The sequence below is a fragment of the Psychrobacillus sp. 05T411 genome, assembly GCF_056396485.1.
In genome coordinates this window covers 20,458-46,646 of record NZ_JBFTLO010000008.1, presented here as the reverse complement: position 1 = coordinate 46,646, position 26,189 = coordinate 20,458, and the positions used below count along the sequence as shown (strand labels likewise).

Here is a 26,189-nt window from a genome sequence, read left to right as displayed (position 1 = left end):
TTTACTCAATGGGTTCTAATTTTGCCTCGATTTCAGCTCGCTTGCTTTCTAAAAATGGCGGTAAGTCCAGCTCTTTACCTAGGGATTCAATGGTCGAATCCACTGTAAATCCTGGACCATCTGTCGCTAGTTCAAATAAAATCCCATTTTCTTCTCTAAAATATAAACTCTCAAAATAGTAACGGTCTGTTATTTTCATAACTTCAAAACCAAAATCTTGTATACGCTGTTGCCACTCCCTTAGCTCTTCACCATCTTTTACTCGGATAGCTAAGTGATGCACACTACCTTTTCCAGGTTTTTCTTTCGGGCCATCTTGTTCGACTATTATAATTTCACCAAAAACCTGTCCCTTTACAGATTGGTAGATAGCTTCTTTTGCTGTGCGTGAAGCAACCTCATAGCCAAACAGGTTTGCTAAAACATTTGCTAAACTATCTAGTGATTGCACGGTCATTTCCACAGCACCCATTCCAAGGATACGGTGCTCCTCTACAACGATTGAATCATCCCAAGACTGCCAAAAGGAGGGGGTCTCATCACCATTATTATTTAATAGTACAAGTCGTAACCCCTCGCCATCTTCAAAGTGGAGTGCGTCACGTCCTGCATACAAAGTCAGTTCCCCGTGTTTCACATCGAGTAATTCAAATCTTTTCTTCCAATATAGTAAGCTATCATAAGAAGGAACAAGTAACCCGATTCGTGTTATAGCATCTGTTCCTCTCTTTGTTCTTCCTACCATCGGGATTTCAAAGAAAGACAATTCTGTTCCAGCACTTCCCGTTAAATCTCCATAGAACAGATGGTACATACTCGGATCATCTTGATTGACGGTTTTCTTCACTCTACGAAGTCCAAGCACTTTTTGATAAAATTGATTATTTTGTTGTCCTTTTTTCGTAATCATGGAAATATGATGATGTCCTGCTATTTTGTTCATCTTAGTTCCTCCCATCCATTTGTAAATTCAGCTTAAATTATCTTGTATAAATTCTGAGCAAAACCTTCAATCTGCTTGATAAGGTTTGGCTCAGAATTCATAATATAAATCACAAAATGTACATGGACTCATGCACATTTTGTGACTTGTAAAGAATTACATTTGACGAAATTATTTACGTACAGTGTTTAATGCATTTGTCCAAGGAATAACTTGATCTAACATTTGGTTTACAGAATCTGCTTGTACAGCAGCTGGTTTGAAATCTGTACCGTTTTCGAAGTCAGTAAATAATGATAATGCTGGATGCACACGTACATGCGCTACTAGTAATTCACTCAAAATACCACGTAAATGTTCTGTTGCACGAGCCCCACCTACTGAACCGTATGATACGATACCTGCAGCTTTGTTGTTCCACTCTTCACGTAAGTAATCTAAAGCATTTTTAAGTGCACCTGTGATTGAGTGATTGTATTCTTGAACGATGAATACAAAACCATCTTGTTTTGCAATGATTTCTGACCATGCTGCTGCACCTGATGCGTCGCCGCCTGCTTCACCTAAAAGTGGTAATTTGTAATCTGCGATATCGATGATTGTGTAGTTTGCATCTCCACGTTTATCTGCTAATTCTTTTACCCATGCTCCTACTTGTGGACTTACGCGTCCTTCACGTGTTGATCCTAAAATAATACCTATATTTGATTTTGTCATTGTTTTTTCCTCCTCAGGTTGTTGTTGTGTTCCAAATAATTTATTTAAAAAGCCCATTTTGTTATTTTTCACCTCCTTATAAATACTCTTTTTCTATTTTAAGCGTGCTACGTACTGTATTGATCGGTCGCACAGTTGCCTCAATTTGTTGGCGTTTCCCTTCTAGGAAAGGTGGTAAAGATAGTATTTCTCCTACAGTTTCGTAAGGCTCATCCCCCATGAATCCTGGACCATCTGTTGCCCATTCAAAAAGGATACCAGGTGCCACTCGTGCATATAAAGATTCAAAGAAGAAGCGATCTATATATCCTGAGGTACTAAAACCGGCCTTTTGCATATTGTCAATCCATTCATAGAGTACTTTCGTATCTTCTACACGGAAAGCTGCATGGTGTACTGTACCGAATCCTTGTCGTCCTGCTGGAAAAGTCGTATTATGTTCCACAATTACTTGTGCGCCATTGCCACCTTCACCGATTTCGAACAAATGAAACGAACCTTCTTGTGCGATTTCGCGCATTAACATTACTTTCTCCAATACTTCTTTAAAATAATCAAATTGTGCGATACGAATATGAATTGGTCCTAATCCTGTAATCGCAAATTCAAGTGGTACTGGCCCATTTTGCCAAGGTGTCCCAGATGCAATACCCTCGTTGAATTCATCTGAAACCAACATATATTGTTGATCATCAAAATCCACAAATGAAATAGTTTTCTTACCGAATACTTCTTCGATGCCCGTATTTTTCACTTCATATTTTTCAAAACGTTTCACCCAATATTCAAGTGCAGCATCTGTTGGTACTCGGAAAGCTGTTTTATAAATTTCGTTCGTTCCATGTGTTCCTTTTGGAATTCCAGGGAAATCGAAGAATGTCATATCTGTACCCGCGGATCCTTTATCGTCTGCGAAGAATAAATGATACGTTTGAATACTATCCTGATTCACTGTTTTCTTTACTAGACGCATTCCTAATACATAGGTGAAAAATTCATAGTTTTTTTCTGCGCTACTTGTAATCGCTGTTACATGGTGAATACCTTTTAAATGGTTCATTATTTTTCCTCCTCGTTTTACCTCTAAACAATAATTCTTGAATTCGAGATATTTACTTAAAAAAATTTATAGTTTCAATACATGGTGTTTAAGTTGTTAAAGTTGTTCAATCTCGTTATTACTTTATGTGCACTTAATTAAGATATCTTTAATTCAAAGTAATATTATCATAGGTGGAACTTCAATGTCAATACATTTTCCCTAATATTTTTAAATTACGTCTATTTACTTCTTTAAAACAGCAGCGTATGCGATTCCAAGAGTGTCGTTTAACATTTTATCTTCAAATTGCTGATATGAAAATACTGATCTTGACCCAAAATCTGAATTTGATATGGGGACTCCTTTGTTTCAAACTTCAATCGAGGAACCTTTCGCATAATCGGTTGTCTTGGAGATAGATTATTGTTTTGCAATGCGGCAAGTCCAAGTAGACAAGAAATCAGTAAATAGCCGATTCATCCAAGGGTTGAATTGTCTGGCAAGAGTTGATTCCTTGCAGTGTTAACATTTTGCGTGGGGATGTTAAGAGAATGGGAATGAAACAACTTATCGCCCATTTCAATTATGCCAATTTTTTTGGCACCCTGACCTTTCCACAGTTCGCAGAGCCTTTGCAAGGTTGCTCCTCCACCAAGACCACTTCCGACAATGAGAACATCGTAGTCCACTCCTGACATTTCTTCAAGCGTCTTAGTTGGAATCCAATTATTCTTATATTTCACCACAGTAGAAGTACACTCTCCTTTTCATTAAACATCCTTTTAAGATATGCACTACCTTTTGTCCAAGATAATAGATTTTCTCCAGTACAAGTGGTCATCGAAAAAAATAGCCGCCAGAAGTATGAAAGAACTTGAAACTGTTAATTTTTTCATAAACAAGAGCCTCCACGTCTTTTTTGACATGAAGGCTCTTGTTTATGATCTTCTACAATTAAGTATTCGCTCTTTTATTTAAATAAAGTTTCGTCAATTGATAAGAACTTACTTCCATTAATAGCTAAAAACAGTGCAATTACTAAGAATGCTAGATCAAGCTCATATCCAGCCATCTCAGGCGTCCCTAAAAATCCGATAGCAAATTTTACTTTAACTATTGCACCGATCATTAATATAACAAACAATGCAGAAAATACGCGAGTTCCAATCCCTAAAATAAGTGCAATTCCGCCAACCAATTCCAATGTTGCTACTGCATAAGCAAAGAATCCTAAAATTCCAATGCTATCAAACCATCCTGCAGTATTAGCAATACCATCTTTAAACTTTACAACACCGTGTATAAAAAAGCTGATCCCTAACACAAGTCTTAATAATAATGTACTAACTCCTAATTTATCCATCAATATTTCCTCCTTTATTCTCTTGAAGATATTTTATTCATATAAGTAAACTAATAGTGCAAAAAAATATTCCTCGTTTAAGTTGGGCCCGTTTAACGAAAGAAAAGTTCTCTACTAAGAATATTTATTTCTTATAAGATAACATCATGTTGTAGATATCGTCAACAACTTTGTGTTACGATATATGCAACTTAATAATTAATGGGAGGGATGAGCGTGGAAATCGGTTCTAAAATCCGGGATATACGTAAACGCAAAAAGATTACCATTGCACAAATGAGCGAACAAATTGGGCTGTCAAAAGGATTTATTAGTAATATCGAAAACGATAATACATCCCCTTCCCTTAATACGCTACAAACGATCGCAACCTATTTGGATGTTCCGTTACCTTATTTATTACTTGAAAAAGAGGAACATATGAAAGTAGTCAGGAAGTCTGAGCGGGTATATACGACGCATAATAATATTAAAATAGAACATCTTACGTCTCAAAGTGGACTTCGAATGATGCATGTGGAATTAACTCCCGGCGCATCTACTGGCGAGGCGATTGCGCACGAAGGAGAAGAAAGTCATGTCGTCCTTAAAGGCACTGTACTCGCAGAACAAGGCGAAGACTCAGTCATTGCACATGAAGGCGATTCATTCAGTTGGAACGCTTGTGTACCACATTTTGTAAAAAATATTGGAGAAGACAATGCAGTCTTACTCATCGCCGTTTATAAGGAAGATAGTCGATAAGGGAATAAGATAACCGCCAAGGAATAGAATTTCCTTGGCGGTTTGTGCTTTAGCTGGTTTCGACTTGCCTGGCTATTTTATCTGGAGTAAGGTTTCATGATTATTCAATTTTTGTGTCTGGTTATCCGATTAATCAATTCGTGCACGCTACTTTTGTGTTATTTAATCTGAATAGATACAGAACCGTTCAAATAATTTGGGTATGCAATAAAGTCGATTCTGACCGGATCAATTAAATTTGCTGCATCCACAGTTATTTCTGAGTATTGATATTCATCATCATTCCATGTACTTTGGGTTGGTATATCAACTATTCCTCCTTTTGCATTTTTTCCTTGAKAAAATAAGGAATAGGAGTGGTTTTCACGTAATGGAAGATACTTCACTTCCAATGAATTGCTATGGATGTTTGTTACTTCTACTTTTCCTTGCGAAGGCTGTTCAAGAAGTTTTTTCTTTCCAAAGTCAACTAATAAATAGCTCTCCACTTTAGGCAAGGCTTGCACCTTATCAAATTTAAAATAAAGTTCTTTTGGTTCTTTAAAATAATTACTCTGTAAAAAGTAAGTTCTTTCTTTATTATCCACGCCGCCAAAACCACTCGTTCCATTTTGAATAGAACTCCATACTTCCCCATTTTCATCTTCTAGGCGCATATCTTCAAATTGCAAGATTTGCATATCGTTCTGCTCATCAAATTCTATATCTACCGCTACACGAAGGGGGTGGACTGTAATTTTTTTCACTAACATCTTTTGTCCGTTCATTTCTACTTCTTGATTTAAGGCATATACTTTTCCTTGTTGTATTGTATTTTTTAAAGTAAATGGTACTTTAAAGGTCGTTTGTTTATCGTTTTCTATTTGAAAGATCAATTCGAATTGTTGAGAAGAAAATTGCTTTGCTTCTCCAAACGTATAACTAAAACGTTCGACTATTCGATTTGTTTTTTCACCAAAATGTCCAAATGAATAAGCTGAATCTTCACTAAGGTTTCTTCCATCGATTAACACATCAAGTTTTCCATAGTCAATATTTTCAATAGAAAACGGCGCTTCTAGTGTATAAAAAATCTCCATACCTGTTTCATCTAAAATAACTCCATCTATGGTGAACGTCATATTGTCCTTCACCTGACTGACTCCTACCGCCTCATAATATTCGTTTTCTATAATTGCTTCTAGCCCTTTATCAAACTGAATTAAATCAACAAACCTTTCCATGCCTGGTAAAGATGCAACCGCATTTGCAAATGCAGGTGATACCCGGATAGTGGTGATAAATGTAAGTATGAGTACTGCAGCGACCGATATAGTCCAAAGTGCTTTTTTACGTTTTCTGCTTTTACTATTGGCTCTGTAAATACCTCGCCGAATGGCATCATCTATCTGTGGATCAGGTATTGCTAGGCGCTCCAGTTGCTCTTTTGCTTCATTTAGCATCGCTTCTTCTTTTTCATACATGATCTTCATCCCCTTTCTCTGTCAGAAAACTTCGCAGTGACTTGAGTGCTTTATGGAGTCTCGATTTGACGGTGCCTTCAGGTATTTTTTCGAGTACCGCTATTTCTTTAATTTTTGTGTCTTGGAAGTACTTTAGAAATATTAACTGCTGCTCGCTACTCGAAAGCGATGCAATGGCTTCTTCTATTTCAAGAGTAGAATTATTTGTATGAAATTCAATTTCTTGTAGTACTTCATTCGAGATAAAACGTTTCTTCTTTTTTAACTGATCTTGGCAGTAATTTATCATGATTCGGATGAGCCATGTCTTCATATATTGTGGCTCTTTTACTGTATGTATTTTTTGATAGGCTCTAAATGTTACTTCCTGTATTGCTTCGATTGCATCATGTTCATTTTTTAGAAATGCAAAAGCTGTTCGATATAGTGCACCTTTATGCAGCTGCATTAACTGTATAAAGGCTTGTTCGTCACGCTTTATTGCTTTAATCGTAATTTCATTTTCCTCCACCCTGTCACCTCATTTCACTTCTTGTTACACATTAGACATCTGAATTAGGAAAAAGTTCATTTATTTTAAAAATTAAAAAAGGACATCACCAACTGAATGGGACATCCTCTCTACTATTTTAGTGCGTATCAATCGGCTCTTTGCAAAGACTTTTGCTCATTTCTGCATATTGGACGAATACACGAGCTAGCTCGCGTAGACGATTATGTACATCTTCGTCCACTATTACGTTATTCTCATCGAAATGACTAGAGTGTGTATAGACATAGTTTGGTGTCACCAGACATCTGAAATAGTCCAAAATAGGTTTCAACTGATTTTCGATGACTAAGTGATGCTGATAAGTTCCACCATTTGCAACAATCGATACCGGTTTATATCGCATCGTTTTCGGATGTAAAAAATCAAAAGCATTTTTTAAAACACCTGGAATCGATCCTTGAAAAATAGGCGTTGCCATTATATAGCCATCTGCTTGCTCAAACTTACTGACAAGCAACTTCATATCATCATTGTACTGATCGAATGGACGACCATCTACAAATTGGTGCTCATAATTAGCAAATCGAATAATTTCTAAAGTATGTTCTGAACTGATTTCTTCTATATAGTCTTTCACTTTTTCAAGAATGACACCTGTTTTCGTGCCGATAACCGTTCCATCTACGAGTAGAATTTTCATCGTTGTAGAACCTCCTTTACCCGTACTACATTGTATCAAAGAAGAGGCTCAGTTGTGAGATAATTGTCATGCTTCTAACAAAGTTCATTCTTTAGACTGAGAAATCTTATCACTGATACGATCATCCATTTTTTCCTCTTCCACAAAAATATTTTTCCGCTTACTCCAATCAAATAATTCTTCCCTAGAGATTGGTTTTTCATCTTTATTTTCTACAGGTCTAGCATTTAGAATGTCGATTGATCTATATGTATTTACACTATTTCTTCTTCCATGCACTGCATAATGATACATGGCAAATGCGAGTTGCTGCCCTTCAATTGCCCGAAGTCCCCTAAAAGGGCCAATCAATAACGGATTGAGTAGTTGAAAGATCCCTTCTGCTAATCGTTCCCCCATTCGAAATTCTGCTCGTTCTCCGGTTAATAATGAAGGGCGGAAGATAGATAGATGAGGTAGCTTCAAGTCGATCAGTCCTTCCTCCATTTTTCCTTTCACACGGCTATAGAAAAAAGGAGATTTGCTATTGGAACCGGCTGCAGAAATGACATGAAAATTAGGAATACCCCTTTTTTTAGCTAATGAAGCTATTCGTAGTGGATATTCTAAATCCACTTTTTCGAAGTTTTCCTTTGTTTTCGCTTTTTTTATCGTCGTCCCTAAGCAGCAAAATAAATCATCCGCAATTTCCAAATCTTTTTCTTCTATTTTATCGAAATCTCGAATCTTCACATCTAGTTTTGTATGTGTGTATGTACTATTTCTTCTAGCAATAATCGTCACTGCAACGTATTCTTCACTTTGGCATAATTGCTTGACTAATAGTTGCCCGGTAAAGCCCGTTGCCCCAATGACGATGGCTGTTCGTTTCGCCACTTCCATCCCTCCTCGCTTTTCTAGTTGTCTAGCTACAGCGCCTTGCCCCTGCGCAAAGCTCGTCGCAGAAGAACGTTGCCCCTCGGGTCAAATAACCTTCCACAACGAAGTTAAAGTGCAACTTCTTTTGTGGAAGAACATTTGCCTGTCGGGGCAGTAACAGGCGCTTCCGCTTTTCTAGTTGTCATATACACCCGTCCATCCCCATACACTACTAAATATATGCACTTAGAAAGGAAGATGAAAAATGAAACTAGCTTATCTATTAAATACATTTCCACACCGTGGTTTATACCCTGCAGATCGGGCGAATGCACTATTACCCGCTTTGAAAACATCCGATTATAAAGTTTTTGTGCCTAGTACTAATACAAGCCTTCTAAACTATTTAGAAAAACGACATATTAAAACTTGTGCATTTAATAATAATGCACAGTTATTTGAAGAACTGAAATCATTTAATCCAAATTGTATAATTCATGATAGCGGAAATTCCGAAAAAGATTTAATTCGCCGTTTAAAATCATTAAATACTCCACTTATTCATTTTGATGATCATGGGGACGGCAGTGCTTTAGCTGATCTTGTTTTTCAAGCCTTATATGAAAATCCAAAAGATCTTTCCAAAGAACATTTTGTTTATGGACTAAATGGGTATATTCCATCAGAGAATATTCTTCCTAAAGATAATAACACGACACAGGATCCACCACATATTGTTGTAGCTTTTCCACATGAGGATCCGGAAAACTTAACGTATCGAACGCTAAGACATCTTGTTCAACTTCATATTCCCCTACAAATCAGTGTTCTAGTAGACGAACATTACAAACATGATATTCTGGATCTCAAACGGTTTGCGCTCACTCGTAAATCGATCAAAATTATTTCAACGTCTGAACCAACGTCTATTATTACTACTAGTGATATCGTCATAACTTCTGGATCTTATATGCCTTTTTTAGTGGCACAGTTTCAAATTCCATGTATTATTCTGTGTGCACATGAAGAGGAAGTAAATTATGCATTTCCTCAAGAAGGGAATGGATTTGCGAATCTAGGACTTGGTCGAAAAATAAAACAATCGTATTTGCAAAATGCGGTAATGGAAATTATCTTACATGATAATCGCAGAAAGGCTTATATTCAGAAACAAAAAAACTTTGACTTTACTCCTAACTTAGTAGAAGTAGTGGAACTAATCGAACAAACAATTGCAAATAAAAAAGCCGAAGAAGAAATCGCACGTTAAGCGCATTTTTATGCTACAATAGGGCAAAAAGCTGAAGGTGATTATTCATGACAAAAGATCAACTACAAGCGGAAATTGCTGAGTTAAAAATGGATTACATCCAATTACAAGGTGACATGGAAAAACTAGAATCTAATGGCCACCCCACTCAAGTAGAAAACGCCGAACGTAGATTAGCCAAAATGGAAGAAGACCTTGCAGAACTAAACAAACAGCTCGCGGACCTGTAATCCGTAGAGCTTTCTTTTTGGAGGAAATAATAAATGAGCTTATTAAACGTAGAAAATTTGGGACATACATTCGGAGATCGCACACTATTTAAAGAGGTTTCTTTTCGCTTAGTTGAGGGTGAGCATGTTGGACTTGTTGGTGCAAACGGTGTTGGAAAATCCACATTGATGAACATTTTAACAGGGGAAATCATTTACGATGAAGGTCGTGTGGAATGGCTTCCTGGAACACATTACGGTTATTTAGATCAGCATACTCGTCTGCAACAAGGACGTTCGATGTTCGATACATTACGTGATGCATTCTTGCCTCTGTATAAAAAAGAGGAAGAGTTAAATGAAATTATTGCTAAAATGGCGGACGCGACGCCAGAAGAATTAGAAGTATTACTAGAAAAAATGGCAGAAATACAAGATGTATTAGATGCCGGAGATTTTTATTCATTGGACATGAAAGTAGAAGAAGTTGCGCGTGGGCTTGGACTAGACGCAATTGGTTTAGACCGTCCCGTTGAAGCACTTTCTGGTGGTCAGCGCACGAAAGTTCTGTTGGCAAAATTATTATTAGAAAAGCCAAAAGTCCTTTTATTGGATGAGCCTACCAACTATTTAGACGAAGAACATGTTAATTGGTTATCCAATTATTTGAAGAACTATCCATATGCGTTTTTATTGATCTCGCATGATACAGAATTTATGAATGGCATTGTAGATGTTATTTTCCACTTAGAATTCTCTAAACTTACGCGCTACACTGCGTCTTATGAGAAATTTTTAGAGCTTGCCGAGTTGAATAAACGACAACATATCGATGCTTATGAAAAACAACAAGATTTCATCAAAAAACAAGAAGACTTTATCGCCAAAAATAAAGCACGCTACTCAACAACTGGTCGTGCAAAATCTCGTCAAAAACAATTGGACCGCATCGAACGAATCGATCGTCCAGAAACAGCTGCTAAACCAGAATTCAGTTTTAAAGAATCTCGAAGTTCTGGACGTTATGTTGTGGAAGCAGAGCATTTGCAAATTGGGTATGATAATCCACTGCTCCCACCACTTACATTTACAATCGAGCGTGGAGAAAAAATTGCACTTGTCGGCATGAATGGTATTGGTAAATCTACCTTGCTAAAAACGATGTTAGGCAAGATTCCCGCACTAGGTGGGAAAGTAATRCGAGGCGATTTCTTATACCCATCTTATTTTGAGCAAGAAGTAAAAGCTGGAAATATTACACCAATTGAATCCATTTGGGAAACTTATCCTAGTATGGAACAAAACCAAGTTCGTGCCGCTCTAGCTCGTACTGGTTTAAAAAGTGAGCATATCTCTCGCCCGCTTTCTTCTTTAAGCGGTGGAGAACAAGCGAAAGTACGTTTATGTAAGCTCATGATGGAAGAAAGCAACTGGTTAATCTTCGATGAGCCGACCAACCACTTAGATATCCACGCCAAAGAAGAGTTGAAACGTGCGATGAAAGAATTTAAAGGCACGATTGTCCTCGTCAGCCATGAGCCTGAGTTTTACGAAGGTTTAGTGACGAAAGTATGGAATGTGGAAGAATGGTTTTCTACTGGTAAAGAAGTTATTGAAGAATAAGATTGTGTGAAGCCCTTGAGCATTTCAGAAGCTCAAGGGCTTTTTTTCGGGCGGACCTTTTCTCCCTTGGGGCGCTTGCATCCCAGTTAGGGGCGGATGCAACCTCGGTAAGGGCGGATAACCCAATTCTTTGCTCGGTCCCCATTTATGCGTGGACACCTCCTCTTTACCCGGTTATTTCCATTCAACAAAAAAGCCTCCCCAGCCACTTTTGGACAAGGGAAGCTCTTACACATTATTAGGCTAAAACTAAAGAATCTTTCGCAATTTCATCATTCAAAATAAGCTCTTTTAAACGTTGCTTCGCTCTAAATAATCTCGATTTTACTGTACCGATTGACACCTTCATCACTTCTGCAATTTCGATCAACGAAAATTGGTGTACATAAAAATACATGACTGTTTTTTGGTAAATACCATCTAACTCAGCGACTTTCGAACGAATAATTTCGCCGACATCTTCTTTCTCCAACTGTTCTTCTACCGATAAAACATCTGCAGCGATTAAATCCAACAAAGAGACATCTAGTTGTTCTGGTTGATTGGCAACGTATTTGCTGCGTCTTACTTGTTTACGGTATCTGTCACGGAATGTATTCATACAAATAGTCGTTAACCAAGCTTTCACATGGTCCACTTCTTTCATATATGATTMATATCGTACGACTTTCATCCACACTTCCTGCATTAGATCTTCTGCGTCTATTTGATTTTTCGTTAGTTTCAGGCATAAGTAATATATGTAACGGTTATATTCTTCGTAAATATTTTCAATTTTAACTTGCATCATTTATTCCTCCGCTCGGCTTTTCTTTATATCTCTATAATGCCAAACTCCAACCTTACCCTCTATCGTATTCTCTTTCAATATAATTACAATCGTGTAAGAAAGAAAAGCGCAAAAGGAAATGCTATTCCTCTTGCGCTTCATCTATTTTCGGTTCTTCTCTCTTCGTAATCGTTAACGTCACAATTCGGCTACGATCCATTTCATTAATTTCTATGAATAAATTCTCGTATGTAAATTGCTCGCCTTCTTCTGGAACATGCCCTAGCTGGTCCAGTACGAATCCTCTTATTGTTTCATTTTCATTTACTATCGATAGATCAAACAATAGATTTACTTCTTCAATTTCCACGCGACCCGCGCAAATCAAACGATTTTCCGTCATTTCATGTATTAATATTTCTTCATCATCATCTGTTTCATCTTCAATTTCTTGCCCGATCATTTCTTCGATTAAATCTTCATGGGTGACAATTCCAAGTGTTCCACCATATTCATCTAAAACGATTGCCATATGCTTTTTATGCGTCAGCATTAGTTCAAATACTTTCTCTATACTTAACGTTTGCACGACAAACAGCGGTTCTAAATCGATAAGCGTGTCGAATGGAAGTGACGGATCCATAGACCATTCGATTAATTTTTTCGAATAAAACATACCAACAATCGTGTCTAAGTTTTCATCATAGACAGGATATCTTGTATAGGAGTGTTCGAGTATGGTGTCCCGTACTTCTTCATACGTAAATTCTATAGGTAAGGCAACCATCTCTGTTCTATGTGTAAATACTACGTCCGATACGTCTTTATTTTGGAAATCGAGTATTCCTTTTATGCGTTCGGATTCTTCTTCTTCAAATGTGCCATCTGTTGAAGCTATATCTACCATGTTCAAAAGTTCTTCTTTGGTAATAATCGTTTCTTTAACTGCACCTTTAGACCCGATTCGGATCAGCATATTGATGAATTCAGCAACTAAAAATGTTATGGGTCTTAATAGTCCGACCAATAATCGAATCATCGGAGCAACGATATATACGATTCTTTCCGAAAAAGTTGCGGCGATTGTTTTTGGTAGCACTTCCGCAAATAAAATAATGATTACGGTCAGTACGATAACGGACCAAACAATATTCCACTCATAATTTTCTGCGATGAGAATTACTAAAACAGTCATTGCCACATTGGCAATTGTGTTACCTATTAATATCGTTACAATCATTCGGTCCGACTTTAATAAAAGAACGAGCAACTTTTCTGCTGCCCGGTCCCCTTGTTCTGCTCGCAGTCGGACCTTCATCCTATTTACTGTCATTAAAGCTGTTTCACTTCCCGATAAAAAGAATGAAACAAGTAGTGCAAATGCTAAAAGTACAAATTCTATGTACAAGTTTGTATCCTCCTAAAATGATAACATCGTTGCTTATTTCTTTTTATTACTATAGCACACTACGATTTTAGTTGTCACAGTTCTTATGCTATACTATTTCTATTCACGAAACTTTATGAAAAGAGGGATTCTAGTGAGCCATTTGACAGCATTAAATAACTACTTTACCGAGAAACGAGAGACACATTTAGAAGAGCTAAAACATTTTTTACGCATACCGAGTATCTCTTCTCTATCTGAACATAAAAACGATATGCAAAAAGGTGCCGAGTGGTTGGCTGACTCATGCAAAAAAGCTGGATTAGAAAATGTAATCATCGATAAAACAAATGGACATCCCGTCGTATATGCGGATTGGTTACATGCAGAAGGCAAACCAACTATTCTTGTGTATGGCCATTATGATGTGCAACCAGTCGATCCATTAAATCTTTGGGAGTCAGCACCTTTTGAACCAGAAGTACGCGACAATAAATTATTTGCACGAGGAGCAAGCGACGACAAAGGGCAAGTGTTCATGCATGTAAAAGCAATAGAAGCACTTCTTCAAACAGAAGGATCACTTCCTGTTAACGTAAAATTTTTAATCGAAGGCGAAGAAGAAGTTGGTAGCCCAAACTTAGAAGCTTATATTGAAGAAAATAAAGCCAAGCTTGCTGCAGATGTCATCGTCATTTCTGATACTGGCATGCAAGGACCAGGTCAACCTGCTGTATGTTACGGTTTACGCGGCCTTTGTGGCGTGCAAATTGACGTAAAAGGAGCTAAAGGTGACCTACATTCAGGTCTATACGGAGGTGGAGTTCAAAACTCTATCCATGCCCTTGTTTCGGTTTTAGATTCTTTCCGTGATGCAGAAGGTACGATTCAAGTTGAAGGATTTTATGAAAATGTACGTCCCCTACTTGATGAGGAACGTGAAGCTTATAAAGCACTCGGTTTTGATGAAGAAGAGTTAAAAAAAGAAGTTGGAGTCGACGAGCTATTTGGCGAAAAAGGCTACTCTTATTTAGAGCGTACTTGGACTCGCCCAACGCTTGAAGTGAATGGCATATTCGGTGGATTTTCTGGGGAAGGCATTAAAACAGTATTACCGAGTGAAGCCGGTGCCAAAATTACTTGCCGTTTAGTACCTGACCAAGATCCAGATGAAATCGTAGCGAAATTAAAAGCGCATATCGAAAAAAATAAGCCGACTGGTGTTACAGTTACTATCACTGAATTTGATAAAGGAAAACCTTTTATCACGCCTTTTGATCATCCTGCAATTCAAGCAGCCGGTCGTAGTTATGAAAAAGTGTATCATGTTCCAACTGCCTATACACGTGGTGGTGGTTCTATCCCAATCGTAGCTGCATTTGATGAAATTCTTGGCTTGCCAGTCGTATTAATGGGCTTCGGATTATCTTCTGAAAATTTCCATGCACCAAATGAGCATTTTCATTTGGAAAACTTTGACCAAGGGCTACGCGTAATTGGTGATTATTACTACGAACTAGCAGAGCTATCAAAAGATCAGCTTAAAAAATAAAACGTCACTTAAAGAAGACAAAATAGAGCTATCCCTCGTCTATAAGGAGATAGCTCTTCTTTTATTCACCAAATATCGTAATTAGCTCTTCCACATGCTTACGTTCTTTCGGTTTTGGCATTTCGTCAAAATAACCTACTTGTAACATACTAATAATACGTTCCCCTTGTTTAATCCCAAGTGCTTCACGGAATTTAGGGTTGTCTAAAAAGCCCGGTGTTTTCCAGCAAGAACCAATACCACGGTCCCAAGCAAGCAATTGGATATTTTGAATAAGCATGCTTGCGGCAGCATAATCTTCTAAACGCTCTTTTTGGCGTGCATCTTCCGGGACAATGACGAACATATATCCCCCTGGATTTGTAAACTTTTTCATTTGTTTTTCTAATTCTTCATCCGTCAGCTCTTTCCACTTTGGAATAGCGAATTCTTTTAGTACATCATATAAATCTAATAGTTCTTTCCCGCATGCAACGACAAATCGCCATGGTTGTCTATTTTGATGGTTTGGTGCCCAAACAGAATCTTCCATAATTGAAAGTAAAATATCTCTTTCAACCGGTTGTCCATTAAATGCCTTGATGGACCTTCTTTGAATAATCGCATCACGAATAGTTAATGATTGTTGCATCATTGTATGAAAACTCCCTTTTCTTTAGCATCCATTATCACTAACATCATACCAAGTAAAGCGGTATATTAAAAGAGTTGCTATTTTCAAATTCAAACAATTCGAGGTGGTTATATGTTTGTCTATTGGTTAGTAAGTTATATTACGGGTACGTTTCTTACTGCTTGGTGGATTGGAAAATGGAAGAAAACCGATTTAACTAAAATACGTAGCGGAAACCTAGGAGCAAGAAATGCCGGTGCTGTCCTTGGGAAACCTGCATTTTTCTTCACTTTTTTTGGAGACGCGCTTAAAGGGGTATTTATCCTCTATATTGGCTTCCGTTATCATTTTTCTTTAGAGATTGTTGCAATTGGTGGGTTATTGGGAATCGTTGGTCATATGTTTCCATTCTGGCTTCGATTTAAAGGAGGTAAAGGAATTGCCACTTTTATAGGAGTCGCGCTCGTTTTTGAACCAATGTTATTTGGGGTGATGGTTGCTTGCTTTATTATTTTCATTGCTCTATTAAGAAGTGCCACATTAAGTATGATTATAGCTTTTAGTATATACGCCATTTTGTGCTGGATCATCCCTGCATTTACACATGCATGGCCACTTTCTATTGCCGTCCTACTCATTTTATATCGTCATCGATTGGATGTTTTAGAATCTTGGGAAGCACGCTGGTGGAAATCTACCAAATAATTATTATTTCTTTAATAGTAATTCTCAATATTCATAGGCGAAGTAACCAAGTAAGTATGCTATAATTACTAAAAAATAAATAATGAATAAGATAGGATGTCCAACATGACTTTGAAAAAAATTGCTTGGGTTGTAGATAGTACAGCTTATGTAAATCCCCTTTTAAAAAATCATCCAGATGTTTATGAAATTCCACTTAATATTCATTTTGGCCAACAGCAATTTGTAGATGGTGTGGACTTAACTTCTGAGCAGCTGTATGAACGTATTCAAAACGGGACAGAACCAGTAAAAACTTCTCAGCCATCCGCTGGAGAATTTGCGGAAATTTATACAAAACTTAGTAAGGAATATGAATCCATCATTGCAATTCATGTTTCCAAAAGTTTAAGTGGAACAATTTCCTCTTCCTTAAGTGGTGCCGAGATTGCTGAAGTACAAATGGAATGTGTCGATTCACTTTCATTGTCTGCTGGTATAACAGGTCTCGTTGAAAAAGGACTTCAGTTGCAAGCGCAAGGTTTACCTTTTAAGGAAATCGCCCCTTTGTTACGAACAGAAGCTACTAAATTTAGAAACTATATATTAATTGGTAACTTAACACAATTATATAAAGGTGGAAGATTGAGTAGTGCCCAGTTTTACTTAGGCAGTTTATTGAAAATAAAACCAATCATTCAGATTAATAAAAAAGGTGAATTACAGGAACTGGATAAAGTTCGCTCCGAGAAAAAAGCGGTGCAATATTTGATCAATAAAGTAGTAGAATCGGTTGAACAAGAAGGCGCAAAATTGGTGTATATTATGCACGCTAATGCACTAAGCAAAGCAGAAAGTTTGAAAGAGGCTATTTTACTACAATCCCCCGCTCTCGAAATAGAGATTGGAGAAATCAGTACTGTTTTAGCTGTTCATGCAGGAGAAGACACACTAGCAGTGCTTTGGTACGTACCGTAGAAAACCAAGCAGGACAACTTAAGAAAATAAGAAAAGCGTCTATCTCTGACCCGATATGTGAAATAGAAAAAATTTACAGTAAAGGGTTATCACACATAATAGGGATACTGCGACGTAGTGAGTTGACTAGTGACCGCTATGATTTTCGCTGCAGGACGGACGCTTTCCACGGGGTGAGCGATGAGCCTTCACCGCCGCTTGCGCGTACGTTGTGAAGTCTCATTATGCTCAGGCAGAGGAACAAAGGCTAAGAGCGCCACATCGTGTGGCAACGCCTTCGTGACCAACATCGTGTTGGCCTCCACTGGAGTCGCCGCCTGCAGCGAAAATCAATGGAAATTGCTAAATTATTGAGATCCCATATTAACAATAAATGGTTGAACGCGACAATCTCCACTGCGAACGCGACAATCTCGCCTTTGAACACGACAAACTAGTCGAGTAGATGCCGGCCAGGCGTGTTCGAAGGGATTTAAGACATATAATTCCTATAATAGGTCGGAATTATAGTTGTCTCACATCAAGTAAAGAGCCTTTTTAAGAATTGGTTGCTTTCACGAGTAATTTGGTTGCTCTCGTGCTGATTTAGTTGCTTTCGTAGTAGAACTGGTTGCTCCCAGTGATCGGTTGGTTGCCCTAAGCCATTTATTGGATGAATGCAATGAAAAAACTGGTTGAAATTTTGTTTTTTAACGGGATGGTATGGATAATTGGGCAATTTTTTTTGATTTTCGCTACAGACGTCGACTCCTGCCGGATGAGTGGGCTAATGAGACATCTCAGGCGTACGCCTAAGGGCGGCGGGGATGGCTCATCGCTCACCCGGCGGAAAGCGTACGGCTGCAGCGAAAATCACAGCGGACACTTTATTCAACGTACTACGGCACAGTATCCTTATACCGCGTTCGATTGAAAAAATGCCTCACCATATGTTACTTTTAAAAAAGTTATCCACATGTCAAAAATCTTTATAGCTTCCGAAGCAACAAAAAAGAGCTTAGAGAGTAGTTTTCAACAACTTTCTAAGCTTCTCTTTTCAATACACTATCACGTAACTAAAATGGGATCCATATGTAGAGGCTTTACAATTCTTTTTTTCTTATCAAAGGTTACTACTTCGTTCACACCTTTTTCCACTAACATCTTTTTTATATCATCTGAATAAATACCTAAATCATTAGGAAAATGCGAATCCGAGGATGTTGTGAATTTTACTCCTTCGGCAAGTAGGATATCTAAAAACATTGGGCTTGGACACATTTCTTTCACTGGGTAGCGATAAAATAGTCCAGGATTAATCTCTGTTGCCATATCATTTTCAACTAACGTTTTTGCAACCTCTTTATATATTTCCACCAAACTTGCTTCATCTGGTCTATAATTAAATACTTTCATATTATCTAAATGCGCAATGAAATCAAAAATTCCACTTTTCGCAGCTTTTTTTACGGTTTCAAAGTGATTGTAGTAAAGTTCATTCAGATCATATTGCTTAAATTTATGTTGCAGTTCGGGATTATCGAATCCCCATCCTTCATAAAAATGCACAGATCCAATCACATAATCAAAGTCATAATTACTAAGTATAGATTTTAACTCCTCTTCTCCACCGACAAAGTAATCGGCCTCGATACCTAGCCTTAGTTCAACCCCTTTAGAAGCCCATTTTTCCTTTTCAGAAGTAATGAACGTAACAAACTCTTTCAAACTTCTAACCATTACTTTTTCTAACCAATCTGCTTGTTTTTTACCTACCTCTTCTGAACTAACATCCATATATTTGGTGAAATACGCTTTCGTTTCTTTGAATCTGTATAGATGATCGACAATTCCTACCTCTTTAATTCCTTTATTTAAAGCTTCTTGTAGATAAAAATCTAACCACCAAGTGGAATATTCAGTTTCATCCAAGCGCTTACCCATCAACTTCATCGCTTGTACTAACCACTCTTTTGTATGCTTCTTTTCTTTCATAGAACTAAAATGCTCCAATGCCTTCAACGTTTTCTCCACGTAAGCAAGTGAATACGGTCCTTCTTCCAGATGAATATGATAATCTACTTTCATACGCTCAATTCCTTTTTTTCATATGTTCTGATCATTCGTGCAAATCCTTTTTTTCATATGTTCTGATCATTCGTGCAAATCCACTCATATTCCCCTTTAGACCAGTCTAAAGGACGTTCTTCATTACAAATAACTTTTGTAAGTTTGGAAATAGGGCTTATTTCAAATAATGTCTTTTTATTTAATTTGGATGAATCAGTAAGTAATATAGCTTCTCTGCTATGTTCCATCATGACTTCTGATACTAGTGATTCGTCCATATCATAATCATATATAGCATCTTTCGTTACTCCACCGCAGGATATAAAAGCTTTATTTAAATTAAATCTTTTTAAAAAGTCGACCGTAAATGTACCTTTTACAGAAGCTTGTTCAGGATTAGTAATACCGGGTAGCATAATTACTTGTCCAGAAATTCGCTTCTCCTCAATCGCCAAATTAAATCGATTGGCTGCACTTAGTGAATTCGTTACGACCGTTAATGATTGGATATCTTCTATCATATCCGCAATATGTACGGTCGTCGTCCCAGCATCTACTGCAATTGTATCTCCGTGCTGAATAAGTTCGGCTGCTTTTTTGGCTATTTTCACTTTTTCATCATAATTCAATGACACTTTCTTCTCATATACCATTTCTTTTTGAGTCGGAACATAAGGAACAGCTCCGCCATGGATTCGTGTCAACTGCTCATTCATTTCAAGCTCTGCTAAATCTCTTCTTATTGTTTCGGGCGTTACATTTTGATGCTTGGCAATATCTATCACCATAATTTTGGAAGAACTTTGTAGTTGGCTTAATATAAATTGGTGTCGTTCATCTTTATTTAACATTCCATTCCCTCCACCGTTATCTAGTCATTAGTATTAATCTACCAAAATGTTCACTGATTTCCAACGTCTTTTTTTCCATCGCAAAAATAAAAATAAAGCACGAATCCACTCATCTAATATGAATACAATCCAAATACCAACTAATCCATACCCCAACCATACGCCTACTATAAAACTCATCGGAATAACAAATCCCCATACAACAACAATGCTTATAAATACAGGATACTTCACATCCCCTGCAACATTTAGATTAGAAACGAGGATAACATTTGCTGTTCGAGCAGGTTCTAACAAAATACTGAAAAAAACTAACATAATCGTAAGATGAGCGATTTCCTCATTTGAAGTGAAGAAGGAAATTACTGTGGAAGATAGTAGTGCGATAATAGCTGTTAAAGTAGTAGTAATAGCAACACTTTTCACTAATAAACGCACCGAAAAGGTATAGGCAAGATCATGCATTTTAGTTCCAATGAGCTTACCTGTTATGATTTGACTTGCTTGAGATATTGCCATTGAACATGCAAAAACAATGGAAGTAATCGTTTGCGTATAAATTTTAGCTGTAACTGTTGCAGCCCCTAAGCTGGCGATAAAACCAGTGATGATTACTTGCGATAAATTATAGGAGACATGTTCGCCAGCTGAAGGGATGCCAAGCACTAGTATTTTTTTCATTGCTTTTACATCTATTTTTAACCACTCAATAAAACCAAATAGTAATTGCTTATGTTTCACAAAGTACAAGCATAATATGATCATACCAATCATTCTACTTAGGTTCGTCGTAACAGCTATACCAAAAACACCTTCACCGAAAACCGAAATCGGTGTAAATAATACGATATAGTTAAAAATAATATTAATAATATTAATGAATATAGATACAAACATAACAAATTTAACCATTGAGTAGCTTCTAAATATGCTCCCTAATAAGCCCATTATCGAATGGAAAACGAGACCATAGGTAAGTACTTTTAAATAGGTAGATGCTTCACTCATTAAACTCTCTGGTACTTGAATCATTTGAAGTAATTTTTCATGAAAGATTACTAAAACGGACGTCATAATAATAGTAAAAATCACATTTAAATAAAAAGCTTGCGAAACAACTTTTGCACTTCTTTCCTTCTGATCAATGGTCGAAAGCTGAGTTAGCTGAATGGCTGTTCCAATATTGATAAATCCGTAAATCATAGTCGTCACAACTAGTATTTGGTTCGCTAATCCAACCGCTGCAACACTATTATCGGAGTACTGACTAAGCATTAACACATCCATGTTTCCAAGTAGCAGTTGAAATAGCTGCTCCACTAACAAAGGAATAAAAAGAAACTTGAATGTAGGTATTTCTTTATAACTTTTCATTTATTTGTAATTTTGTTGGGAAGTTGTTTCGATTATATGTGTTTGAAACAACTGTTTGGAGTTCATTTCAATTACACGCGCCCCACGCGTAAGTTCTCCATAACACTGGAATCCACTAATTCTACCGTAACATAACTTAATATCTTGAAATGCGGCAACGAAGTCATTGTCATGATCATGGCCACAAAATACACCTGCGACATTCCCATTCAATAATAGCGATGTAAATAACCCAGTATTGACCATTGGCGAAGAAATACTTTCATTTTTTTGACCACTAGCTTGGCCATCTTCCCATGCTTCTTTGTATTCTGGAAGAGGTATATGTAAGAATAATAGATCTTGCTTGAAATCTTGCTTTCTACCACCATAATGCTTGGAAACTTGGTTAAACCATGTAACTTGATCTGGGTGAACAAACTCATATGTCCCAATTTTTAAGGGATCTAAAGCACCACTATCAATCATGTAAAGAACATTTGTCACAGCATTATCTTCATTCTTTATTTCCACACAATAAGCTGCACGATCCTCCACCACATGTAAATGCTTTTTCTCTACTAGTAAATCAATTTTTTCTTCCATTTCTCTTAATTCGGAACGGGTAACGCCTTCTTCTGTATCATGGTTACCATATGTAATGGCAATTGGTTTTTTTAATTCATTTAGCACATGGATCAATTCATCAAAACTTTTTTCCGGTCCTACTACTCCTTCAGACCATATTAAATCTCCTGTAATAACGATTAAATCTGGATCGGCCTTTGCAGTCATTTCTTTTATATGGTGAAACGTTAAATAATCATGTTCGTGAAACGGCATTGATCCCACATGTAAATCAGTCAATTGCATAATCGTAAATTTTCCATCATTTTTCATTACTAATTCCATCATTCCATCCTCCTACTCTTTTACCGAACCGATATTAACACCTTTAACAAAATACTTTTGGATAAAGGGATAAATCATAATAATTGGTGCTACAACAAGAATAATAGTTGCCATCTTTAAAGAATCACCAGTAACCGTGATTTTCTCTATAAGCTCATATGCACCTGAGTTTTTCATCAAGGCATCTGCTAATGCTTGTTGTCTTGTCAACATTTCTTGTAAAATGGTTGCAAGTGGTTTTAGTTCCGGATTCCTTACATAGAATGATCCAGAGAACCAATCATTCCAATGGGCAACAGCATTAAAAAGTCCAATGGTCGCAATAACTGGTTTACTCATTGGTAGAATGATTTTAAGGAAAATTTGAAATTCACTACAACCATCAATTCTAGCTGCTTCTTCAATACTGTCTGGTATTTGCAAAAAGAAAGTTCTCATGATTAATATATTCCACACGCTATAAAGGCTTGGAATAATGTATACCCAAATCGTATTTGTTAAATGGAGTTCCGTTAGCACTAAATAATAAGGAACAATTCCGCCACTAAATAACATGGTAAAAAAGATGAAAAATGTTATAAACTTTCTACCAGGCAATGTTTTCGTTTTAAGTGCATAGGCAGCCATTGCAGTTAAAAAAACGCTGATAATCGTTCCTACTACTGTTCTGAACAAACTGATCCCAAAAGCATTTATAATAGTTGATTGCTTAAAAACTTCCATATAGTTTTCAAAACTAAACTCTCTAGGGAAGAAAGAGATTCCGCCTCTTTGCGCATCAGTTCCTTCATTAAGCGATAATGCTAGTATATTTAAAAAGGGGAGAATGATAGACAAGCAAAGCAGTGCCACAATGACCAAATTGAATATTTTAAAGAAACGCCACGTTTTATCATGCTCGTCGAACATATTTATACCTCCAATAAGTAAAGCTTCCTTTCCCTCACTCAGATAAGAAAGGAAGCTTTTTATTTTAGAATTTAATTGTCGTTCCTTCTGATTCTTTTTCTTGAATTAGATTGATATAATCATTTAGTCCAGCTTTTTCTAATTGTATTTTAGAATCATTTAATATTTTCTCCGCTTCTTCCGAAGACTTACTATAGTAAGCACGAAGTAAATTTTCATTGTACGTATCTAGTGCAATGTTTAAATTATCCCCATTTTGGAATTCGAAAATAAATGATTTAGGTGTTGAACCATCAATTACTTTTGCATTCTTAAACTTCTCATCGTAATTCCACATTTGAATTATTTTTTCTGCTGCTTGAACATCTTCTCCAGCAACTCTTGCACCGTATTCAAACTCACCGAAGTCTGCTAAATTATCCATATCTGTATATCCTAAATGTTCTGCCCAGTATGATCGAACGCCTCTAAAACCTAACTTAGCAGCTGCTTCTGGATCATTTTCTTTTAACTCTAATACTTCTTTTTTCACTAACGGATTACCTTGTTCATCTAGTGTGTAATCTCTTCCTTCAATTCCATAATGGCTAAGTAACTTTCCTTCACGACTTGATAAAAAGTCAGCTAATTTAACAATATCCTCAGGGTGTTCGGTTGTTTTAGGAATAGACCATCCAGCATAACCAGATTTGTAGTTTAATTGCATTTGATAGTCGCCTTCGACCGTATCAATTGGGCCAAGTGGAATATATTTCATATCATTATTTTGAACAACATAGTTATGCATATCCGAAACAATCCCAAATGACTTGTTCACAATACCTTCCTTAGCTCTGTTTTCTTCCATCGTGAAAAATTCAGGATGCAGAAGATCATCTGCTAATAATTCTCTAATAAAATTAACTCGTTTTAAACCGTACTCCGTTTGAGATTCATGCTTGATTGTTCCATCTTTATCTTTTAAAAACTTCTCGCCTGTTGCCCCTGACCACACAAGATCATTGAAAATGGAGTCTCTGTCTGCCCCACCCCATGCAGTTGGACCAATCGGTGTCATCGGTTTACCATTTACATCTGTTAAATTGGCAGCTTTAATCTGTTCTGCTACTTCACGTAATTCTTCTGTCGTATCGATTTCAGTTGGATTGATGCCTAATTGGTCAACAACGTCTTGTAATATATATGGTCCTCCAACATATTTACGGGTAACAGTTCCAGCTTCACGTGGAATAGACATATGAACAAAATAACTTGCATCATTAAATTCATCCCTGAACATGACATTATCCTTCGTGTCTGTCGGTAAATAGCCTTCTTCAAAATATTTACTATAAATAGTTGTATCTTTTAACATTGGCGTTAAATCGTGGAACATGCCTTCACGAGCGCCTTTTAATAATATTTGCATTTCTGGTCTTCCACTATGATCTAAGTAGTATGCAATGAAATCTGGTAAATCTCCAGATGCTAATCCAGAAGTTAAAGCTTCTGTTGAATTTTCAACTGTAATTCCTTGTAATTCTAAAGTAATCCCTGTTTTTTCTTTTAATTCGGCAGCAATTTCAGGGTTCATTTCGGCTGAAACGTCTCCATCACTCATAAATATAAGCCCTTTTACAGTTCTATCTGCAATCCAAGTTTCTGGAGCTCCTTCAGGTTTTTCATGGCTAATTGCTTCCTTGTCATTTGTACATGCTGTTAGTAACAAAATGCTTACTAATAGCACCATTAATAGTTTATAAGTTAGTTTTTTCATCTCTTTTTTCCTCCAAGTTTTGAATTACCATAATGAAGTATTAAACTTTTTGCTGGCAAAACGATTCACCGCAAGTACAACGATTAATCCTACTATTCCTTGCATCATTCCTACTGCGGTTGCATAACCAAATTGGCCACTTTGAAGCCCAGTACGAATAACATACGTATCGATAATCTCCGAAACTTCCATATTACCTGGTGTTTTTAGTAAATAAATTTGATCAAATCCTGCTGATAAAATATTTCCTAATGATAAGATGAACAAGATTAGTATCGTTGGTCGTATACCAGTTAAGGTGATATGCCATATTTGTCTCCATCTGTTCGCACCATCAATCGCGGCTGCTTCATATAGGGATGGGTTAATACCCATAATAGCGGCAAAATAAATGATAGAGCTCCAACCAATATCCTTCCAAACATAACTCCAAAACATGACAGAATGAAAACTCGCTTCTTCCATTAAGAAGAATCTGCTCCCATCGCCTCCTAAAAACGAAATCATCTGATTCAATAACCCTGAGTTAGGTGCCAGAATACTTTGTAATATCCCTACAACAACTACCCAAGATAAGAAGTGTGGCAAATAAGTGATACTTTGAAAAAAGCTTCTAATTTTATTGTTTTTTATTTCATTAAACATAAGTGCTAAAATAATCGGAAACGGCAATGCTAATATTAATTTCATCCCGCTGATGATGAGTGTATTTTTGACAAATGTCCAACTTTGAGGATCCTGAAAAAATCGTTCGAAATATTGGAGTCCTACCCAAGCACCACCAAATATTCCTGTGTCAAATCGAAACTCTTTAAACGCTAGTACCATACCAGCCATCGGTAAATACGAGAAAATAATGAAGAAGATAATACATGGCAGGAGCATAAAGTATTGCGCCCGGTGTTGCCAAATGTTTTCTAAATTGATCTTCATTGGCTTGACTTTATTCTT

At 36.9% G+C, this 26,189-nt stretch carries 26 protein-coding genes; 7 read left to right on the top strand and 19 right to left on the bottom strand.

All coding sequences use genetic code 11. From position 1 onward, the window contains the following. Position 1: 1 nt before the first annotated feature. The 5 genes from AC1DFT_RS08050 to AC1DFT_RS08030 all read right to left on the bottom strand — a co-directional run bounded on the left by AC1DFT_RS08050 (position 2) and on the right by AC1DFT_RS08030 (position 4,065). On the bottom strand, positions 2-943 hold the full coding sequence (locus tag AC1DFT_RS08050) for a ring-cleaving dioxygenase (RefSeq protein ID WP_477918673.1): 942 nt from the start codon (positions 941-943) through the stop codon (positions 2-4). A gap of 171 nt (positions 944-1,114) precedes the next feature. Continuing rightward, on the bottom strand, positions 1,115-1,717 hold the full coding sequence (locus AC1DFT_RS08045) for an NADPH-dependent FMN reductase (RefSeq protein ID WP_477918672.1): 603 nt from the start codon (positions 1,715-1,717) through the stop codon (positions 1,115-1,117). A gap of 19 nt (positions 1,718-1,736) precedes the next feature. Then, positions 1,737-2,720 (bottom strand): ring-cleaving dioxygenase, encoded by a 984-nt coding sequence (locus AC1DFT_RS08040; protein ID WP_477918671.1) that lies wholly within the window; start codon positions 2,718-2,720, stop codon positions 1,737-1,739. Between the two features lie 458 nt (positions 2,721-3,178). Next, a complete protein-coding gene (locus tag AC1DFT_RS08035; RefSeq protein ID WP_477918670.1) occupies positions 3,179-3,448 on the bottom strand; it encodes a hypothetical protein in 270 nt (89 codons plus the stop codon). Between the two features lie 224 nt (positions 3,449-3,672). Beyond that, positions 3,673-4,065: a DoxX family protein gene (locus AC1DFT_RS08030; protein WP_477918669.1), complete on the bottom strand. Its 393-nt coding sequence runs from the start codon at positions 4,063-4,065 to the stop codon at positions 3,673-3,675. A gap of 216 nt (positions 4,066-4,281) precedes the next feature. Between AC1DFT_RS08030 and AC1DFT_RS08025 the strand changes: the two genes are divergently transcribed. Continuing rightward, positions 4,282-4,809, top strand: a complete 528-nt coding sequence (locus tag AC1DFT_RS08025; protein ID WP_477918668.1) for a helix-turn-helix domain-containing protein — start codon at positions 4,282-4,284, stop codon at positions 4,807-4,809. Positions 4,810-4,967: 158 nt separating this feature from the next. Here AC1DFT_RS08025 and AC1DFT_RS08020 read toward each other — a convergent pair whose 3' ends face one another. The 4 genes from AC1DFT_RS08020 to AC1DFT_RS08005 form a co-directional block, all read right to left on the bottom strand. After that, entirely contained in the window at positions 4,968-6,272 is a 1,305-nt protein-coding gene (locus AC1DFT_RS08020) for a DUF4179 domain-containing protein (protein ID WP_477918667.1), read from the bottom strand. After that, positions 6,265-6,783: a sigma-70 family RNA polymerase sigma factor gene (locus tag AC1DFT_RS08015; RefSeq protein WP_477918666.1), complete on the bottom strand. Its 519-nt coding sequence runs from the start codon at positions 6,781-6,783 to the stop codon at positions 6,265-6,267. The genes AC1DFT_RS08020 and AC1DFT_RS08015 overlap by 8 nt, the downstream gene beginning before the upstream one ends. Positions 6,784-6,901: 118 nt before the next feature. After that, the gene (locus tag AC1DFT_RS08010; protein ID WP_477918665.1) at positions 6,902-7,465 is read right to left on the bottom strand and encodes an NADPH-dependent FMN reductase; all 564 of its coding nucleotides are present in this window, start codon (positions 7,463-7,465) and stop codon (positions 6,902-6,904) included. 84 nt (positions 7,466-7,549) lie between these two features. Then, complete coding sequence (locus AC1DFT_RS08005; protein ID WP_477918664.1) at positions 7,550-8,341, bottom strand: oxidoreductase; 792 nt, start codon at positions 8,339-8,341, stop codon at positions 7,550-7,552. 247 nt (positions 8,342-8,588) lie between these two features. Between AC1DFT_RS08005 and AC1DFT_RS08000 the strand changes: the two genes are divergently transcribed. Genes AC1DFT_RS08000 through AC1DFT_RS07990 form a run of 3 tightly spaced genes read left to right on the top strand, consistent with a single transcriptional unit; the run spans position 8,589 to position 11,425 of the window. Further along, the gene (locus tag AC1DFT_RS08000) at positions 8,589-9,593 is read left to right on the top strand and encodes a hypothetical protein (protein WP_477918663.1); all 1,005 of its coding nucleotides are present in this window, start codon (positions 8,589-8,591) and stop codon (positions 9,591-9,593) included. Positions 9,594-9,640: 47 nt separating this feature from the next. Beyond that, on the top strand, positions 9,641-9,823 hold the full coding sequence (locus tag AC1DFT_RS07995) for an SE1832 family protein (protein WP_477918662.1): 183 nt from the start codon (positions 9,641-9,643) through the stop codon (positions 9,821-9,823). 33 nt (positions 9,824-9,856) lie between these two features. Continuing rightward, positions 9,857-11,425 carry an ABC-F family ATP-binding cassette domain-containing protein gene (locus AC1DFT_RS07990; protein WP_477918661.1) on the top strand — a complete coding sequence of 523 codons (1,569 nt, stop codon included), beginning with the start codon at positions 9,857-9,859 and terminating at the stop codon, positions 11,423-11,425. A gap of 238 nt (positions 11,426-11,663) precedes the next feature. Here AC1DFT_RS07990 and AC1DFT_RS07985 read toward each other — a convergent pair whose 3' ends face one another. Continuing rightward, a complete protein-coding gene (locus AC1DFT_RS07985; RefSeq protein WP_477918660.1) occupies positions 11,664-12,212 on the bottom strand; it encodes an RNA polymerase sigma factor in 549 nt (182 codons plus the stop codon). 124 nt (positions 12,213-12,336) lie between these two features. Further along, on the bottom strand, positions 12,337-13,602 hold the full coding sequence (locus AC1DFT_RS07980) for a hemolysin family protein (protein WP_477918659.1): 1,266 nt from the start codon (positions 13,600-13,602) through the stop codon (positions 12,337-12,339). Positions 13,603-13,735: 133 nt separating this feature from the next. Here AC1DFT_RS07980 and AC1DFT_RS07975 point away from each other — a divergent pair, with 133 nt between their 5' ends. Then, on the top strand, positions 13,736-15,133 hold the full coding sequence (locus AC1DFT_RS07975) for a dipeptidase (RefSeq protein WP_477918658.1): 1,398 nt from the start codon (positions 13,736-13,738) through the stop codon (positions 15,131-15,133). Positions 15,134-15,194: 61 nt separating this feature from the next. Here AC1DFT_RS07975 and AC1DFT_RS07970 read toward each other — a convergent pair whose 3' ends face one another. Further along, positions 15,195-15,767 carry a nitroreductase family protein gene (locus AC1DFT_RS07970; RefSeq protein ID WP_477918657.1) on the bottom strand — a complete coding sequence of 191 codons (573 nt, stop codon included), beginning with the start codon at positions 15,765-15,767 and terminating at the stop codon, positions 15,195-15,197. Positions 15,768-15,878: 111 nt separating this feature from the next. Here AC1DFT_RS07970 and AC1DFT_RS07965 point away from each other — a divergent pair, with 111 nt between their 5' ends. Both AC1DFT_RS07965 and AC1DFT_RS07960 read left to right on the top strand, forming a co-directional pair. Next, on the top strand, positions 15,879-16,451 hold the full coding sequence (locus tag AC1DFT_RS07965; protein ID WP_477918656.1) for a glycerol-3-phosphate acyltransferase: 573 nt from the start codon (positions 15,879-15,881) through the stop codon (positions 16,449-16,451). A 105-nt stretch (positions 16,452-16,556) separates the two neighbouring features. Next, a complete protein-coding gene (locus AC1DFT_RS07960; RefSeq protein WP_477918655.1) occupies positions 16,557-17,408 on the top strand; it encodes a DegV family protein in 852 nt (283 codons plus the stop codon). A 1,047-nt stretch (positions 17,409-18,455) separates the two neighbouring features. Here the strand turns inward: AC1DFT_RS07960 and AC1DFT_RS07955 are convergent. The 7 genes from AC1DFT_RS07955 to AC1DFT_RS07925 form a co-directional block, all read right to left on the bottom strand. After that, positions 18,456-19,475, bottom strand: a complete 1,020-nt coding sequence (locus AC1DFT_RS07955; RefSeq protein ID WP_477918654.1) for a histidinol phosphate phosphatase domain-containing protein — start codon at positions 19,473-19,475, stop codon at positions 18,456-18,458. Between the two features lie 53 nt (positions 19,476-19,528). Next, the gene (locus tag AC1DFT_RS07950; RefSeq protein WP_477918653.1) at positions 19,529-20,308 is read right to left on the bottom strand and encodes a DeoR/GlpR family DNA-binding transcription regulator; all 780 of its coding nucleotides are present in this window, start codon (positions 20,306-20,308) and stop codon (positions 19,529-19,531) included. A gap of 33 nt (positions 20,309-20,341) precedes the next feature. Next, positions 20,342-21,682, bottom strand: a complete 1,341-nt coding sequence (locus AC1DFT_RS07945; RefSeq protein ID WP_477918652.1) for an MATE family efflux transporter — start codon at positions 21,680-21,682, stop codon at positions 20,342-20,344. Next, positions 21,683-22,576, bottom strand: a complete 894-nt coding sequence (locus tag AC1DFT_RS07940) for a metallophosphoesterase family protein (RefSeq protein WP_477918651.1) — start codon at positions 22,574-22,576, stop codon at positions 21,683-21,685. A gap of 9 nt (positions 22,577-22,585) precedes the next feature. Then, the gene (locus AC1DFT_RS07935) at positions 22,586-23,482 is read right to left on the bottom strand and encodes a carbohydrate ABC transporter permease (RefSeq protein ID WP_477918650.1); all 897 of its coding nucleotides are present in this window, start codon (positions 23,480-23,482) and stop codon (positions 22,586-22,588) included. Between the two features lie 64 nt (positions 23,483-23,546). After that, on the bottom strand, positions 23,547-25,238 hold the full coding sequence (locus AC1DFT_RS07930; protein WP_477918649.1) for an extracellular solute-binding protein: 1,692 nt from the start codon (positions 25,236-25,238) through the stop codon (positions 23,547-23,549). A 24-nt stretch (positions 25,239-25,262) separates the two neighbouring features. Then, positions 25,263-26,171 carry an ABC transporter permease gene (locus AC1DFT_RS07925; RefSeq protein ID WP_477918895.1) on the bottom strand — a complete coding sequence of 303 codons (909 nt, stop codon included), beginning with the start codon at positions 26,169-26,171 and terminating at the stop codon, positions 25,263-25,265. Positions 26,172-26,189: the final 18 nt, after the last annotated feature.